Below are 18,013 nucleotides of genomic sequence, written 5' to 3' on the forward strand. Positions count from 1 at the left end.
AGTATCCTAACATTATCCATTCCTCGCTACTGGTTCTCCAATAGAAAAATCCTCTTTAATCCTTGTCAAGTGAGGACTGTAGGCAGGATCATTCTCTAATAAGTGAGACCATTTTTTCTTCATAAAATTAATCTCTTTTAAAAAACGCTCCTGCTTCTCTGGAGTATCCTCATGTCCTCTACTTTTTGATTCATAATGGTATAGCTTAACATGAGGTAACCAAAGATTTCTATATCCAGCGCTCCATACTTTTAGACAAAAATCCACGTCGTTAAAAGCTACTTGTAAGTCCTCTTCTAAGCCACCTACTGCAAGGAAGATATCTTTTTTTATCATTAAACACGCAGCAGTAACCGCCGTATAATTTGAAACGATTTTCAACCTGCGAAAGTAACCCGTATGTTCTGATGGGAAATATTTATGACTATGACCCGCAACGCCACCAATTCCCAGTATAACACCACCATGCTGTAATGTATTATCTGGATAGTACAGACAAGCTCCAACCGCTCCTATCTGAGGACGAATGGCTTGTCCTACCATTTCATCCAGCCACTCTTCTGTAATGATTTCAACATCATTGTTCAATAATAGCAATAAATCACCATCAGCCTTGGAAACACCAAAGTTATTCAAACTAGAATAATTAAAGGGGATGTCTAAAACAAACATTTTAAATCTCTCTTTTTCCAAGTCGGTCCAATATCGATACAACTCATGTACTGCCGGATCATTACTTCCGTTATCGATAATAATAATCTCAAAGTTTGAATACTTCGTTTTATTAAAAATAGAGTCTATACAATTCTTTACTATTTCGAAATTATTTTTTGAAGGAATAATAATAGAAACCTTAGGATTTCCTGTTGGTTTAAATCTTGTTAGATATACATTTGAATGATCATCAATAGACTCCACTTCGGCATCATACCCTCTTCTCTCTATCGCATCCTGCACAGCCTTTAGTCCAGCCATATGAGTATAATCTTTAGAAGAGCCACTGGAGGCCGTCGAACTTTGAATCGCCCGCCAATGATAGAGAATTTTAGGAATATGATAAATATTACTTGTGAGCTCTGAAATTCTTAACATAAGGTCAAAATCTTGACTCCCCTCATAACCGACGCGAAATCCCCCCACTTGGTCTACCAAACTTTTACGATAAAGTGATAGGTGGCAAGTATACATTTGGGATAACAATAAGTCGGGGGACCAATCCGGTTTAAAAAAGGGATCAAAACGATCGCCTTTTACAGAGAGTTTATCTTCATCGCTATAAATTATATCTGCTTCAGGGAAGCTGTTTAGTAATAATACATTTTCATACAATGCATTTAATGCTAGTTCATCATCATGATCAAGAAGAGCAATATACTCTCCTTCTGCTATTTCAAGAGCAGAGTTTGATGATTTTGAGATATGACCATTTTCATTTCTGAAAATCACTTTGATTCGCGGATCAAGTTCAACATACTCTTCTAGCACTCTCTTAATATATGTCTTGGTAGATGCATCATCAGAAATACACAATTCCCAATTAGGATAATACTGATCAATAACTGAATCAACACATTTTCTTAACCAAATTTCGTCAACATTATATACTGGGACAATGACAGATATTAATGGTTTGTAACTCAACGATTTAATTCTTTCTTTTATAACTAGCACATCTTTATCATTTAAGGCGTTATTTTCAATCCATACTTTGTAGTCATCGACACTACTACTATATTGACCAATGTTTTGTTTAGCAATTACCCATAACGCTTTCACACCTCGACTTCTATAAATCTTAATTGCTTTTCTCAATATATCTCCAGACTGTCTTACACTCAGTCCCCTTTGTGAACTATATTTCTTTATGGCACTTATAAAAACGGAAAGTCTGCTTACTTTACGAATTTTCAAATTTTCGAATGTAAAACTCACTTCTTTTTCACCAGGATCTATTCTGATTTTCTTAGCATCGTCAGCAATATAGATTAATAATTTTTTTTTATTTTCCCCTTTTGAAATCTCTCCAATTATAGCACTTCTATCCTCACTGAACCCATCCCCATTATCCCAGTAAATCTTAAGCGGGATATTCTCTTCAGAGACAGACTCCCAAAACAATTCATTCCAACCGCTAATAACAGGACCCTCCACAATAAAATAAGGGTCTGACCCCACCGAGGACCACTGCTTTTCATTACCAAATAAGTCATTAGTGGGTATCAAGTTCAATTTACTTCTAAATCCAAATGTACCGATTATTAAGTAAAAGAATTTTTTTATACTATAAAACAAAAAGTGCACCTACTTTCTTATTATTCCCCAGTTTTATTTCCCGAAAAATTTTTTAAGCTTCGTTAAGTATATCCAACCTTTGGATGAATAAATAGCATTTAGTTCATTATTATATTTTTCATTGGATTGTTGTATCTTAATCAGTTCCTGATGTAATTCTTCTGTCTTTTCTTGATATAAATTATTAGAACGCTCGTAATTATTAATTGTAGACATCAGATCTTTATTTTCACTTTCTAATATATCTATACGTTTTGAAGATTGTTCACTGATTAGTTGCATTTCCCCCTCAATATTCTCTTCTTTTTCTTTGGCTTCCTTTAATAGTTCTCTAACTGCATGTATTTCCTTCATATTAGCCTCATCTTTTAATTTAGCTTTCGCCAATTGCTTATCAAAATGTCCTATTGCAGAAATAAGAGCCTCATCTTTTGATAAAGAAATAAGATCGAAACTAAAACTTTTTACGGATAATTGCGAAGCAAAATTCAATATAACAAATGGGTCGTCGTTTAAAAAAACAAATGTATCTTCAAATCTCAAATCCCAGTTTCCATTCATTGATAATTCTTCCATAGAAATAAGATCACCATCACCGTGGGTAGCAGTTAAACGAATGTTATTAATTTCGAATGTCCCCATATAATTTGAAGGATCTATTCGTAGCGCTTTGAGCATACCAGGCTCAAATTCTATATTAATATGCTGTCTATTATTTTGCAGTTCAATTTTTATACTTTTTAATTCCGAGTAACCGTTTCCTTCATCCATAAAAATCTGCACAAAATCTTTTGGAGCATTATCATCCTCACTAATATTAAGATTAGCTAGCACATAAAAACGTTCTTCTAAAACCCCCAGCATAAAAGAATGCTGTTCTCTGAGTTGCTCATTCGTTTGAATTGAGGGGAGTGAGATTAAATCTCTTTTTTTAGTCCCAACACAAATCTTCCTATACGAATTTTCCACAAAATCATTATCGAACATGTATTGATTATAGAATCTATCAATTTCATTTCTGTATATACCTAATCTGGAATTTTGTGCAGCAATAAAATGGATTGTCATCATTTTTTCCCATATTTCCAAACTCCCGTGGCTCATTATCGTATAGTTGATACCTCTCGAATCCAAATAAGCTGAAAGTTTTTTCAAATCTGGCAATCCATTAACCATATGTTCTTCCAACCAGATGAAATCTTTATTGAAAATAGACTTGTAAACAGCATTTACTCTTCTTTCTGCTTCAACAACCTTACTTGAATGAAAAGGGGCAGTAATCACAAAAAATTCAGAACTCACTCTGTGAATTTCACTTATAAACTTCTCTCGGTTTTCTTCAGCAATGTGCTCAAACACATCCAGTGCAACAACAATGTCATAATATCCATCTGAAAAACCCATTGCTGTTGCATCCCCTAAAATATACTTAGGATTGTCCTTTAAACTATCTGGCAGTTGGATATCAAGATAAGTTATTTGATCAAGTGGTAAAAATTTCTCCAAATTCTGGTGCTCATTAGCTCCCACTTCTAAAATGTTGAATGTCTGACCACTACCTCTCAAAGAGTTAATTATATTTGTAACGTTGTTATACCGTTGATATTGATCAAAGAGAATATCGATCATTTGAGCACCTCCCAGTTATGCTTAATGTATACTAACCCTTCAGAAAAATACTTATTGGTGATAACAAAAGATACTGCATTTTCTTTATAATGAATATTAACAATTCCTTCATTGTTAAAAAGTCCTACATCTAAACAAAATGTACCGCCAAGTAGAGGGAGTTGAGGTATACAATAATTCACTTTATGTCTGCCCAATCTATTTGGTATAGAAACTTTTTCCAGAAAGGTATTAGGGCCAAATATATAATCACGGTTCGGAGTATAAATAGCCGCGCCTAATAATAAATCTTCTATTATCTCTTCGTAGATCTCATATTCTATCTCTACTATTACCTCTTCAAATGTCCTAAATGAAGTTTTATTTATTTTAACATCCGTGATAAGTCCTAATACATCTGGATTCGCAGGCAAAACAAAATCCGAATCCATTTGAAGAACAGCCTCTGGTAATTGATTTTCAATTTCCCTTTCCGCTATTTCCACATCGTTTCTCATGAAGTCTTCGTATAAGTCTACGATTTCACTAGAGTCGCCTTGAGCTGCTACCTTTCCATCTTTAATCCAAACAGCTTTATTACAAAATCTTTTAACTTGTTCAGATGCATGCGATACAAACAGTATTGTTGTTCCACTTTTTTTCAATTCTTTCATTTTATCTATACATTTTGTCTGAAACCTGGTATCTCCTACAGCCAATGCTTCGTCAACTATTAATATATCAGGTTCAACGTTTATAGAAACTGCAAATGCCAGTCTTGCAAACATCCCGCTGGAGTAGAGCTTGACTGGCTGATTAATAAAATTACCTATATCTGCAAATTCTATAACTGATTCTATTTTCTCTTCCATTTTTTCTCTGCTATATCCCATCATAAGTCCATTTAAGTAAATATTTTCTTTTCCTGTATATTCAGGGTTAAATCCTGCTCCTAACTCTAGAATAGCTGATATTTTACCGTCAATATTTACGGTCCCACTGGTAGGAGTTAATACCCCTGTAATTATCTTCAATAGAGTAGATTTGCCTGATCCATTCCTCCCTAATATCCCAATGGCATCTCCCTTTTCCACTGAAAGTGTTATTCCATTTAACGCAACGAATTCTTTATGATAGTTTTTTTTAAAAGGATGTATTGCTTCTTTAAATCGATCTGCAGGTTTATTATAAAGTTTATAACTCTTAACTATATTATTAATTTCAATTATTCTGTCCATTAATTAACACTCCTATAGCACATCAGAAAAATGCGGTTTTAGTTTCCTAAATGTTTTAAGACCTACAGTAAACATCACAAGACAAAACAACCAGAAGTAAGCCGTCTGATATGGACGATTGAAAAACATAATATGATCGACCAAGGAGTCTCTATAACCCTGGACGATATAATACATTGGATTCAGTTTGAAAATTCTAGCCCAAGTGTCAGAGAGCATACTTACAGACCATCCAATAGGCGTAAACCAAAATCCCATTTGAAGTATAACCGCAATGATTTGATTCAAGTCTCTAAAGAATAGAAAGATAGCTGAAGTAAAAAAAGATATTGAAACAGCAAGCACAACTAAACATACCAAATAGTATAATAATTGAAAACTAAATAACGTTGGGAAACGGCCATAACCCGCATACACTATAAAGATAAAAACTATAAAAAATAATTGAACAAAAAACGCAGACATTATTTTGACAATAGGTAATAATTCGATCTTAAATACTACTTTTTTCACAAGATAGCTGTATTCAGTAAATACATTCGTTGCACTCGATAGAGCGTCGGAGAAGAAAAACCATGGAATGATACCAGCGATAAACCAGATAATAAATGGCACATCCCCAACATCACCATTTCGTAGTCCAACCTGAAATACGAACCAGTAGGTGGCTATAGTCAACAAAGGGTTAATGAATCCCCATAAAATACCTAGATAAGAAGAAGCATATTTTGTTTTGAAGTCGTTTTTCGCTAAATTTAATATTAACTCTCTATTCCTCATAAAATCTTTTATTAATCGTAATGAATCTTTGATATATCTGAGTATAAAATAAACGGAAATTGCAGTTAAAAAAGCCAGAGTTACAGCAACTCCATTAAAGCTCCATTTCGATTTCAATTGGGCTTCTTGTATGAATTTACTTGCATCAAAAAATAGAAATGGATCATTGCCAGTTGATTGTAACGAAATGCGTGCCACTTTATCGTCAATAATCTTTATTGACATTTGATTGAACGTTGGATTAGCTTTATCTAAATTCACCTTTACATCCGTATTTCTTCGAATAAAAACCTCTTTAATATCAACCTGATTTTTTGCGCTACCAGTATCAAGTCTAATATAACGGCTCTGTTCAGGAATCAGAAATTTTAAATCTTGCCAACTTTGAGTATTGTTGTAATTTATAGTACTGGAATTCTCTTCTTTCCATTCATTATTAGTATTTGAAAAAAAGAGTTGGAACTTGATAGGAACGTCCGCTCTTACCTTCATTTGAACATACGTCTTGACGTTTTCTTTAGAGTATAGGTTTATAAAGTGATAGGACATCATTAAAACAATAATTGAACAAATTAACAACAGAATGCGTTTTACTGCTTTCATTTTAGTACTTCTCCTAACTACTGATTAGTCTTAATTTAGTTATAACTTCGTATTAGACCACCAAGTCAAATAACATTCTTTCATTTTATTTTTATGTATTCAGCAATTCAAGTGGGATTAATTGACGAAATCGCCGATTCATTAATCAATTCTAAATTATCCCCTCCTAATAACAAAAACAAGTTAATGTTATCACACAAAGCGATTGGTTTACAGTAGCTTGCCCCATAGCGTTTACAGATATGTAAAAATATCTTCGTGAAAATTCTATAAGGAACTTAAGAATATAAAGACTTTTTCTGTTTGAGAACAGTATTGCTGAGTAAAAATGGACAGGCTGCAATAATTCAGAGTAAAATGAGTATAGTTTTCTATAGCCACACCGTCCACATAAACAGCATCAGTCATTATATCATTACTCAGAATAAAGGGAGAGTTGGAATAAACAATGAAGGGCATTATCTTAGCGGGTGGCAGTGGAACTCGACTGTACCCCTTAACCATGGTTACCAGCAAGCAGTTACTTCCAATTTACGACAAACCTATGATTTATTATCCTTTGTCTACCTTAATGTTAGCAGGCATTAAAGAAATCCTTATTATCTCTACTCCTGAGGACACTCCTAGATTTTCCAATTTACTCGGGGATGGATCACAGTTTGGAATTACACTCGAATATATTATTCAACCTAGCCCAGACGGTTTGGCACAAGCCTTTATTTTAGGTGAATCTTTTATTGGTGATGATTCGGTAGCAATGATTCTCGGAGACAATATTTATTATGGAAACGGAATTCGTAAAATGTTACAGCGTGCGTCCAGCAAGGATGCGGGCGCAACTGTATTCGGCTATCATGTACAAGATCCGGAGCGGTTTGGCGTGGTTGAGTTTAATGAGGAGGGCAAGGTACTCAGTGTAGAGGAGAAACCTAATAAGCCTAAATCAAACTATGCCGTGACAGGTTTATACTTTTACGATAACCGTGTAGTGGAAATCGCCAAAAACGTAAAGCCATCCGTTCGTGGGGAACTTGAAATTACTTCAGTAAATGAAGCCTATCTTGAACTCGGGCAGTTGGATGTTGAACTTCTTGGCCGCGGTTTCACTTGGCTAGACACGGGAACACATCAGAGTTTAGTTGACGCCACCAACTTTGTAAGAACGATAGAAGATCACCAAGGGATTAAGATTGCAGCCCTTGAAGAGATTGCATATATTAATGGATGGATTACTAAAGAACATCTATGGGATTGTGGGCAAAAGTTGAGTAAAACGGGCTATGGGCAATATCTTATGAAAGTAGCCACTGGCAAGATTCAATACTAATTACAGAAAGTGTGAGAACAATGAAATTCACTGAAACTGAGTTGAAAGATGTGTGGGTAATCGAACCACAAGTTTTTGGTGATCACCGTGGTTGGTTCATGGAGACATACAGCGAGAGCAAGTTTAAAGATCAGGGAATATCGCTTGATTTTGTACAGGACAATCAATCCTTCTCGGAAACTAAAGGAACACTCCGTGGTTTGCATTTTCAGCTAAATCCAAAAGCGCAAAGCAAGCTTATTCGATGCACAAAAGGAGTTATTTTTGATGTTGCTGTCGATATCCGCAAAGGAAGTCCTAATTACGGACAATGGTTCGGGATTGAACTGTCCGCCGAAAACAAAAAACAACTTCTTATCCCTAAGGGTTTCGCTCACGGTTTTATGACTTTAACCGAGAATGTAGAGGTACAGTATAAGTGTGATGAGCTGTATGCTCCAGAGTGTGACGGAGGAATTCTGTGGAATGATCCTTCGATAGGAATTAAGTGGCCTATCGATATAGTGCCAGTGTTATCCGCAAAAGATGAAACAGCGCCGCTTTTAAAGGATGCAAATTTAAATTTCACATATTAATTACACTGTATAAATGCTATGAATTCCAATGAAATTGGCCTAAGAACTCATTGTTTCTAATGAAACAGTAAGTTTTTAGGCCAACTATATTTACGAGATTATATACATCTCTTTCTCTACATATTACCTAAAGTTAATAAGTGGTCGTGCACCCTACGAATATGCTAAAATATTTTCGTACCTTCAGGAAAAGGAGATTAAAACGTGTCGAAACCAGTATACGGTAAAAATGCTGTGCAGTCGAGAAATGTTGAAAAGATATCCAGCCCGGTGTGGGCGTTGGTTGTTGCTTTTATTGTGTTTTTGGTGTGGACCCCATTTCAGGTTGGATTGTTTAATGGGCAGCAGATCGACTATGAAAAGCCGATTTATGTGTCTTGTCTGCTCAGCGGCCTAATGCTGCTGGTCTGGATCGGCTTGTACTATAAGAAGTTCAAGCTAGAGGAGCAGCGTGACCTGCTGGCTGTGGCTTCGCTGCTGCTGCCGATAACTTATGCTCTGTCGCTATTTGGCGCTGCTTCGCATTATATGGCGATGAACATTCTCTTTATTCAGAGTATGTATATTGCAGTATTCATTATAGCGTTATATTTGCTGAAGCAAAAGCAACTAAATGTTGTCATTCAAAATGCCGTATTGGCCGTTGCCTATTTTATCGTGGGCTTTGGCTTGCTGAACTGGCTGGGCGCCTGGAAATTTGCCGGTGGACTGGTTGGCTGGTTCTCCGATACGGTGCGCGGCGGTAAATATTTGGATGCGGTTATGACCGACTCCAACGGTTTGCGGCTGACTTCGATTTTTCAATATGCGAATACATACGCAGCTTTCCTGATGGCTTTTCTGTTCGTAGCTGTCTTTGCACTGGTTCGCTCCAAAAAATGGTACGGGACGCTGACTCACGGATTCATGCTCGTACCAATCATTGTTTCCTTGCTGCTGACCTTGTCCCGCGGGGGACTAGTTATGCTGCCCGTAGTCTTTATTCTGCTCCTGCTGTCTCTGAAGCCTGTGAAGCAGATTCTCTGGATTCTCCATCTAGGAATTGCCGGTCTCGCCTCGCTTGCGATTGCAAGCCCGGTGACCAATCTTGGGACTGAACTGAGCACGGCCTTTAGCTCTTCTGCTGCTCTTAAAGGCTGGGCTTATCTGCTTGGCGCCTCCGCGATTGTTGCCGCGTGCGGGTGGATCATTCAGCGTTTTGTGGAACCTTGGCTGCAAAATAAACTGGAGAGCTGGGAATCGCGCAAGCTTGCAGGGCTGTGGCTGCCGCTCCTTTCGGTTGTACTGGTCGCCGTAGCCGCATTTCTGCTGATCGGGACAAGCGCACGTACCATTCTCCCCGCTAACATGGAGACACGGCTGGAGAACATCAACTTCAAGCAGCACAGTGTACTGGAACGTATTACTTTTTATAAAGATGCTATGAAAGTCGTGAAGGATTATCCCATTATTGGCGCCGGGGGTGGAGGCTGGGCTTCGCTCTATGAGCATTACCAGGACTACCCGTATACAAGCCGCCAGGCGCATAACTTCTTCCTGCAATATTTGATCGAAGTCGGAATTGTCGGATTTGTTGTCTTCATGGGCTTTATCGGCTACATTTTCTATAAATACATTCGTGGATACCTTAAACGGGACAAAAATGAATTTGATAATGGATTTATATTCTACATCATTGCTTTGTCGATTCTTGTTCACAGCATACTGGACTTCAATCTCAGTTATGCCTTTATGGGAATTCTGGTGTTTATCGGCCTTGCCGGAATGGGCGCCGCCATGGACAGCAAACCGCTGCGCCGGAACTGGAATAAGCCAGGTATACGTTACGGTTACCTTGCAGTCCTGGCTATCGGTATAATTTTCATGTTCTTCCTGTCGGTCAGTGCGATCGGCTCAAGCAATTCTGTAATGAAAGCTAAGCGGTTGATCGGTGTAAGCCAGTCCTATGAGGAGCTCAAGGCACCTTTGATAGCAACTCTAAAAGATCGCCCTTACCATCCGGAAGCAGCGGCATATCTCGCCTCTATGGATCATCAGGTTTTTAATCAAACTAAAGATGAGCAGTACTTGAACGAAGCGTTCAGCGTGCTGAACCGTGCGCTCAAGTACGAACCTAATAATAAGATTCTGCTCACTCTACTCGCTTCCTCGTATGATTTGAAGGGGCAAAACGATCTCGCCTTCGCCGTCTATCGGGATAACGCAGATAAGTTCAACTGGGATATTGAATGGTACGAATCTTTGATCAGCCGCTCCCAGGCGTTAGCACGTGCGGCAAATGCCGAAAAAGATGAAGCTAAAAAGCAGGAATACCTGACCATTGGTCTGGATGCCTATAAACATGTAACTGATGGTGTAGAACATTTGAAAACTCTGCCTCCAGAGCAGCTGCAGGGCCGGGCATTCTCAGTAACACCAACGATTGCCCTGAATGCCGGTAAAATGCAGCAGATGGCAGGACAAAATGAGGAAGCGGCAGCAACCTTAAAGCTTGGACTTGGCGATGTTTATACGGATGTCGTAAACAGTGGAACGCTCTGGGATACGAACTGGTACAGCTCGCTCATTGCCCGCTCGTATGAGCTGGCTCAGCAGGCCTTCACCCAGCAGGATGCCACCAGTAAAACAACTTACCTAAATGTCGGTCTTAGCGCTTATAATCAGGTGCAGGCTGACTTACAAGTCCAATCGCTTGCCATTCCTCCGGCAATTGCGCTGAACGCAGGCAGAATCCAGCTGATGTCCGGTCAGATTCCAGCCGCTTCAGAGACCTTAAAGCTTGGGCTGAGCGGAGATTATAACGATGCCACTAACCGTGAGATGGCCCGCTGGTATCTGGCAGCCTTAAAGAAGGCTGGGCTTGATCAAGATCAACCAGTCTACGACAAGCTGATTGCCGCAGATCCTGCGGAAGCCGCTCAGATAGATGCTATTGTGAATACGCAGTACTAATCAAATAGGCTGGTCAAGCAGAAACGGCTATGCCGTCCTTAAAAAGGACGGTATCGTTTCAGCGAGAAATCTAAGGTTGATTTATTGCGTGAAGCATATAATTTTATATATTTAAACAAAAAAGGTGTCGTCCTCTGAGGAGGATGGCACCTTTTTGCGAGAGATAAGGGAAAGGTATTATTACTTCTGATCTGTAGATTTAATGGCCGGATTAAAATCAGAAGAGCGCCCTGCGGACTGAGTTCAACGGGGCGCTTAATTCTCTTGATAATTACTGAAAGCTGTCAGGTCAGCCTGCCTACCTCGACGCTTTCTGCGTTTCGCTGTCGATCACCTCTTTGAGGTAATCAAGCAGGCCTTCCTTGAGCTCCTCATGCTGGAGGGCATAATGAATGGTCGTCTGGATAAAACCCATTTTCTCGCCGACGTCATGGCGTCTGCCTTCGAAATCATAAGCAATAATGCGTTCCACTTCACTTAAACGGGAGATGGCGTCGGTCAGCTGGATTTCCCCGCCAACACCTACCTGCTGCTCCTCCAGCATGTCAAAAATACGCGGAGTCAGAATATACCGGCCCAGGATCGCGAGGTTGGATGGCGCCTCTTCTCTCTTTGGCTTTTCTACCAGTCGGTTGGCCTTATATACCCGCTCAGCCAGTTCCGTACCATCTACCAGACCGTAGCGGGAGACTTCCTCCCAGGGCACCTGCTGAACTCCGACAATAGACGACTTGTATTGGTCGTATATTTCAATCATCTGCTTAAGACATGGCTTGTCCGCTTGGACAATGTCATCCCCGAGCAGTACGGCAAACGGCTCATTGCCAATAAATTTGCGGGCACACCAGATAGCGTGTCCCAGCCCTCTTGGTTCCTTTTGGCGGATGTAGTGAATGTCAGCCATTTCAGAGGATTTGCGTACAGACTCCAGCAGCTCCCATTTCTGCTTCTCCGCCAGATTAAATTCCAGCTCGAACGAATTGTCGAAATGATCTTCGATCGCCCGTTTGCCTTTACCCGTTACGATGATGATATCCTCAATGCCGGAAGCAACGGCCTCCTCAACAATATATTGGATGGTAGGCTTGTCTACTATCGGGAGCATTTCTTTGGGCATTGCTTTGGTCGCGGGCAGAAAGCGGGTACCCAGACCGGCCGCGGGAATAATAGCCTTACGGATCTTCATGACAGGACTCCTTCAATAATCTTCTCTCATTTTCATTCTAGCGCTAAAGGAAAATGGCATATTTGCTTTAATTATAGCAGTTCTGGTTTGATTTTGGCAGTGTGGTTATTGGAGAAAGCAGGCCTATATTACGAAAAAAAGCCAGTGCGCTGAGAGCTTTGCAATCTCTTCAGTCACACTGGCTTAAGTAATTTAAATTAAGCTATAAACAGCCCATAACAACAGAACTAGGCCTCAGGCTCTTCAGAACCAGTTGGGTCCGCATCCAACCGGGCAAAAGCGGGATCACGGTTATTCTGTCTGCTGTAAGCTCTACTGACAATCCAACCGTTTCCGGCTTACTTTGCATTTACCAGTTGTCCGCGAGTCACTCCGAGCTGGTTGGTGGCTTTCAGGCTTTTCCATACCTGTGTGCCGGAAATCTCTCCGCGCAGCGCACGGCTGTAAAGGCTAATGACCTCTTCAACCTGCTCCGGGGTTTCTTCTAAAAACTCGACGCGGAATGAGTTCACGCCCAGCTCCCGGAAATTATTCAAGTATTCCGCGCCGGATTGTTCGACCGCATTGTAGACGGTATTGCGGCAGCCTTCGTCTACACGGACAGGATGAGCCATTCCGATACGGTCCTGCAGGGAAGCACGCTGCTCCTCGCACGGGCGTCCGCAGTTCGTATAGTCTGTGCCTTCGCTCATGAAGGTGCAGTAGACGCAGTGCTCTGTGTGGAACATCGGCAGATGCTGATGAATCACGACCTCTATACGCGAGGTATCGCTGTGTTCCAGCAGATCGACCATCTGCTGGATGTTCAGGTCATAGGACGGTGTAATTCTGTCACAGCCCGCCTCCAGGAACAAATCCACTGCCCGGTGGTTCGCGATATTCAGGGAGAAGTCGCCGATCAGGCGCGGATGCACGGCATCCGGCTGCTCCATGCGGCGCTTCAAGTAGTAATAGAGCGCACCTGTATTGCGCACCAGGACAGCATCCGGCTGCAGGCGCAGGATGTTGGCATGGTAGCCGTTCTCGCCGGGCATATGAATGCGCGGCGTGGCCAGCGCAATGCTGGCCCCAGCAGCCCGTACAGCGTCCACCGCTGCCGGGAACTGCTTAATGAATTCGAAATCGGCGTAAATGTTCGTTACGCCGGCTTCGAGGGCAGCCTGCACCTGCGGCAGGCTGCGGCACAGCGCGGTAAGCTCCGCTTCACCGCCGCGCGCACCCGCACCATCCCTCACATCCGGGATGGTGCTCCCTGCGGCGCCCCTGCGGGAGGCGCCGCCGTAAACCTCTACCTCCCGTTTCACGTATACGGGAGGTTTGGGGCGCTCGCCCGCAAGCAGCTCCACCGCCTGGCGGCGGATGCTGTTCAGCTCGCGCATGGGCACGATCACGTCGCCTTCCAGATGCGACTCCAGCGCCTCCAGCTGGAATACGGTCCCGCCCAGGCGGCCGAATTGCTCTTCCAGCAGGGCGGCATCCATCGGACGCTTCTGCGCAGCTTCCAGCAGCAGCTCCGAGTCCACACGGACGGTAACGTTCTTCTGAACGTCCGTCCACCAGGTGGCCAGCGGCTCGCCGGCGCGCCCCTCGACCTTCACCTGCACCGGGAAGACCCGATAGGGCTTCTCGGTTTCATAGGTCTGGCGCAGCGCCTTATCCAGCGCCGGGTCATTGGTCTTCCAGATGCGGTCGCCGACATGCAGGCGGCGCAGGTCTACGTCGTTGCGGCCAGGAACAATGTCAATGATCCACCCTTCTCCGGCCTCGCCCTCAAGCTTCACGCCTTTGCGGCGCAGATCGTAGACGCGGCCGCCTTCTTCTTTCTTCGTCGGATCACCGGCATCAAATACAATGCCATCCCCGCGCTTCAGGGGAGCATGAATCCGGCATACGACGCCGTCACGCAGAATCTGTTCGACAGTCCCCATATAGACGCCCCGGCTTTTTGGAAAGGTGCCGTCAACGAGTTTTTTATTGTTCGTTCCTTCGAGGAACCCGTGCGTGAAGCCGCGGGAGAAGCTCTGCTGCAGTTCGCGGATATCTTCCTTGGGCGCCGGGGACCAATTTCCGTCAAAATACCGGTCAATCGCCTTACGGTACTTACTGACCACGTTCGCTACATATTCCGGGCTTTTGAGGCGGCCTTCAATTTTGAAGGAAGTTACCCCTGCCTCGATCAGCTCCGGCATCAGATCAATCGCCGCCAGATCCTTAGGCGACAGCAGATAGGTGACATCGCCCATCGGCTTGACTTCACCATCCACCATGAGGTCATACGGCAGACGGCAGGCCTGCGCACATTCCCCCCGGTTGGCGGAGCGTCCGCCCCACATTTCCGAGGTCAGACACTGGCCCGAATAGGAGACACACAGCGCACCATGCACAAAAACCTCCATCGGCAGGCGCGCCTGCTCTCCGATCGTACGAATCTGCTTCAGGTTATTCTCGCGGCCAAGCACTACGCGCTCCAGCCCCCAAGGCTTCGTGAACTCCACCGCTTCCGGTGAAGTAATTGTCATTTGGGTAGAACCGTGGATCGGGAAGTCCGGGGAAATCTCGCGGATCAGTTTAACCAGCCCCAAATCCTGCACAATGACTGCATCCACACCTGCATCCACGCAGGCATCGATTAGCTCTTTAGCCTCTGCCAGTTCATTTTCAAACACCAGTATATTAAAGGTCAGGAAGCCCTTCACACCATAGCTGTGCAGAAACGCCATAATCTCCGGCAGCTCGTCCATGCGGAAGTTGTTCGCTCTCGCCCTTGCATTAAACTTCTCTACGCCAAAAAAGACAGCGTCCGCCCCGTTCGCCACCGCCGCACGCATGCAGTCCCAGTCACCGGCCGGAGCCAGCAGCTCCACGTCTTCTCTGCGTATTTCTTTCTCGTTCATTTATATCCTCCCAAACCGCCTTGCCGGCGGGTCATTTACAGCTTTTTAACTTATTAATTGTATCAAATATCACATCTGCGCGCCATTGATTTGCCAAGATTTATATGGATTGCGGGGCGTCAAATCGGCCGGACACCGAATTGTGGACATTTTGCCGCCAGATGTTTAGGAGGGGGTTATAGAAAGCCCCGGTTTAAAGAATAGCTGAACTTCTCTCTGTCCATGTCTTCCACATGGCTCTGATAGCCGTCACATTCCAGTCCGAATCTGCCATAAGGCGGAAGGAACGCAAAGTCGAGAAATTGCGATTTCCGGTTCCAATCGTACACCTCATACTCTGGATGCAGATGATCCAAGTTCCCGAACAACGGCCACCATACATTTTCCAGCAGCAGCTTCTCCGCATATTGATGCCCTCTGGCCAGCCGTCCCTGCCGTTCACCCGTTCTTAAGCTTAAATGCCGCTCTACTAATGCTTCATGTTCCTTCTCAAAATTTCCACCCCTTAACCTCTCCCCCTTTTAAGATAAAAAAAGAACGCCCCAAGCTGCCAAAATGGCAATGGGACGTTCTTTGTCTGGCCCAATTGTACATCTGCACAGATCCATACTTTCCTCTGTACTCCCGAAGCCCTCTGCGTTCGGTACTCTCCCTAACTATCCCCTACTCGCCTCCCGCAAGCCGGAACGACTTCAGCGTCTTCTCCAGATCAGCCTGCTGTACAGCAGTTGCGTTGGCGTCGTTCAGGGTTACGGTGAGGGTATAGACCAGATCATTATTACCAAAAACCACTTGCTGCGTTTGCACAGGGATGCTGCCTTTAGTCTGGCGGACAGTCAGCAGGGTAGCAGGAACTCCGGCAAAGGTGGTTTCCTCTACCTTGATGAGCTGCGGGCCTTTAGGGTCATTTTTGCTGTTCTTGTAATAGCTCTGCAGCAAGCCCACGGCATAGTCCACTGAACCCTCCGGACTCGTATTGATCAGAAAACGCCCGCCGGTGAAGCGGTACTCCACGGTCTGGGTCTCAAAAACATCCTGATAAGGTGTCCACAGCCGTGGAATATCGATGCTGTAGCCGTAGGTTTTGGAGCTTTTGGTTACAGCCTGGCTGCGGAGCGCCGGATAATCCTCCGTCTCCAGCTTGCCGAAATTCTCCTTGACCCGGTCAAAATCAATATCTATCGAGCTTAAGATCGTCTGGAACCTCGCCTTATCCTCGTCCTGCCCCGCCGCTGCCAGATATTCCACGTAGTAGCGGTACCCGGATTTTTGCAGCAGGATCTGATATTTGGTGCTCCAGCCGCTGCCTGGATTCAGCCTTGTTTCTTTTACGAGCGCCGGTTCACCGGAAACTTCCGCCTTTACAGCGTCCTGTATGGCGTAGGCGCCGGTCACATAGGTGTCTTTTATCTGCGAATCCAGATCTTTGCTCCAGCTCTCCAGCGTAGACCCTGACGGGACGGAAGTGACCTTTGCCCGCAGATAGCTTCCTTCTGTACTCTCATAGTTCAGGTGCTGGTCATCCATACTCCAATCCGCAGGCACCTGCAGCGATAAGCCATAATCGTCGTTGTAGCCTTCGCGCAATCCGTTTTTGACTGTTGAAAGGTCGCGGATGCTTTTGTCCCCGGCGTTGAATGAGGGTTGGAATGAGTTCAGCAGTGAAGCATATTTGTTCAGATCCTTGTAATTGGCTGCCGTATCGTCGGTCAGATAGAGTTGATACAATATTCCGCCGCTATAATATTGCCTTCCTTCCCACAAAGCACCGCTGGTGTCCTTACTGACAATACGCGCGTAAGGCACAGCCTCATCCGGAAAAGCCGCCCGGTCCAGAACGGTCTCTCCGCCTTCTTCCGCCTCACGGACCAGCCTGTCCAGCAGTTCTTCCGGATCGGCGGCTTTTTCGAGCGGTAAGGCATGAACCTCCAGGTAATACTGATTCTCCGCACTTGTAAAGGTGGCTACACTTTCATTGCCGCCGCTGTCACCGACCACAAGACCCGGCGGATAGTTCAGGCTCCAGTGATAGTAGCTGTTGCCTATCCGTGTTTTGCCGACATCGCTGTCAATGCCGCTGGTTTCCGGCGTGTCTTCATCACTCGCTGATGAGGCCAGTGTCACCACCAGCCCTCCGCCGCTGACGGGAGAGATACGCGCTCCCAGCACTCCGGCCACAAAACGCAGCGGCACCAGCAGCGTCCCATCTACGATACGCGGCGGAGCAGGCAGTGTGACCTTGACCCCATCCTTCCAGGCGGTTGTGCTGCCAATGGTCATGGCCCCGGTATGGGGTCCGTACATTACTTTAACCACATCGTCCCCGTCAAGGGATACAGTGCTGCCGAAGGCTTTTTTGAATACTCCCAGCGGGACGAGCACCACTCCGTTATCCTCTATGGGCTTTTGAATCACAGCCTTCTCACCGTTAACGGTTGCAGCTGTACTCCCGGGTTTGAGGCTCAGCTGCAGCAGCTTCTGCTCCGCCGCCTGTGCTTCCCGGATGGGCAGCCATGCCAGCAGCAGCAGTACTCCCAGCAATGTGCAAAGCCCGCACC

10 protein-coding genes and 1 pseudogene are annotated in these 18,013 nt (G+C 44.1%); 3 read left to right on the forward strand and 8 right to left on the reverse strand.

The window, feature by feature from the left end:
- Positions 1-12: 12 nt before the first annotated feature.
- From BLQ82_RS23870 to BLQ82_RS32415, 4 genes are read right to left on the reverse strand one after another with little or no spacing between them, the layout of a single operon-like run.
- Positions 13-2,301: a glycosyltransferase family 2 protein gene (locus BLQ82_RS23870; RefSeq protein ID WP_248845171.1), complete on the reverse strand. Its 2,289-nt coding sequence runs from the start codon at positions 2,299-2,301 to the stop codon at positions 13-15.
- 24 nt (positions 2,302-2,325) lie between these two features.
- On the reverse strand, positions 2,326-3,921 hold the full coding sequence (locus BLQ82_RS23875; protein WP_062522979.1) for a class I SAM-dependent methyltransferase: 1,596 nt from the start codon (positions 3,919-3,921) through the stop codon (positions 2,326-2,328).
- Positions 3,918-5,138, reverse strand: a complete 1,221-nt coding sequence (locus BLQ82_RS23880) for an ABC transporter ATP-binding protein (RefSeq protein ID WP_062522981.1) — start codon at positions 5,136-5,138, stop codon at positions 3,918-3,920. The genes BLQ82_RS23875 and BLQ82_RS23880 overlap by 4 nt, the downstream gene beginning before the upstream one ends.
- Positions 5,139-5,150: 12 nt before the next feature.
- A complete protein-coding gene (locus tag BLQ82_RS32415) occupies positions 5,151-6,521 on the reverse strand; it encodes an ABC transporter permease (RefSeq protein WP_074648580.1) in 1,371 nt (456 codons plus the stop codon).
- A 448-nt stretch (positions 6,522-6,969) separates the two neighbouring features.
- Here BLQ82_RS32415 and rfbA point away from each other — a divergent pair, with 448 nt between their 5' ends.
- The 3 genes from rfbA to BLQ82_RS23900 all read left to right on the forward strand — a co-directional run bounded on the left by rfbA (position 6,970) and on the right by BLQ82_RS23900 (position 11,375).
- Positions 6,970-7,848, forward strand: coding sequence for a glucose-1-phosphate thymidylyltransferase RfbA (gene rfbA, locus BLQ82_RS23890; protein WP_062522982.1), 879 nt, complete (start codon positions 6,970-6,972; stop codon positions 7,846-7,848).
- A gap of 20 nt (positions 7,849-7,868) precedes the next feature.
- Complete coding sequence (gene rfbC / locus BLQ82_RS23895; RefSeq protein WP_062522984.1) at positions 7,869-8,423, forward strand: dTDP-4-dehydrorhamnose 3,5-epimerase; 555 nt, start codon at positions 7,869-7,871, stop codon at positions 8,421-8,423.
- A 204-nt stretch (positions 8,424-8,627) separates the two neighbouring features.
- Positions 8,628-11,375 carry an O-antigen ligase family protein gene (locus BLQ82_RS23900; protein ID WP_062522986.1) on the forward strand — a complete coding sequence of 916 codons (2,748 nt, stop codon included), beginning with the start codon at positions 8,628-8,630 and terminating at the stop codon, positions 11,373-11,375.
- 298 nt (positions 11,376-11,673) lie between these two features.
- Here BLQ82_RS23900 and galU read toward each other — a convergent pair whose 3' ends face one another.
- The 4 genes and pseudogenes from galU to BLQ82_RS23920 form a co-directional block, all read right to left on the reverse strand.
- The gene (gene galU / locus BLQ82_RS23905; protein WP_062522989.1) at positions 11,674-12,561 is read right to left on the reverse strand and encodes a UTP--glucose-1-phosphate uridylyltransferase GalU; all 888 of its coding nucleotides are present in this window, start codon (positions 12,559-12,561) and stop codon (positions 11,674-11,676) included.
- Between the two features lie 338 nt (positions 12,562-12,899).
- A complete protein-coding gene (locus BLQ82_RS23910) occupies positions 12,900-15,455 on the reverse strand; it encodes a U32 family peptidase (RefSeq protein ID WP_062522991.1) in 2,556 nt (851 codons plus the stop codon).
- Positions 15,456-15,643: 188 nt separating this feature from the next.
- Positions 15,644-15,880 (reverse strand): annotated as a pseudogene (locus BLQ82_RS32820) (hypothetical protein); the annotation flags it as partial.
- Positions 15,881-16,118: 238 nt separating this feature from the next.
- Positions 16,119-17,996 (reverse strand): stalk domain-containing protein, encoded by a 1,878-nt coding sequence (locus BLQ82_RS23920; protein WP_163704293.1) that lies wholly within the window; start codon positions 17,994-17,996, stop codon positions 16,119-16,121.
- Positions 17,997-18,013: the final 17 nt, after the last annotated feature.

It is taken from the genome of Paenibacillus jilunlii (assembly GCF_900102965.1).
In the GTDB taxonomy this organism is placed as follows: domain Bacteria; phylum Bacillota; class Bacilli; order Paenibacillales; family Paenibacillaceae; genus Paenibacillus_AQ; species Paenibacillus_AQ jilunlii.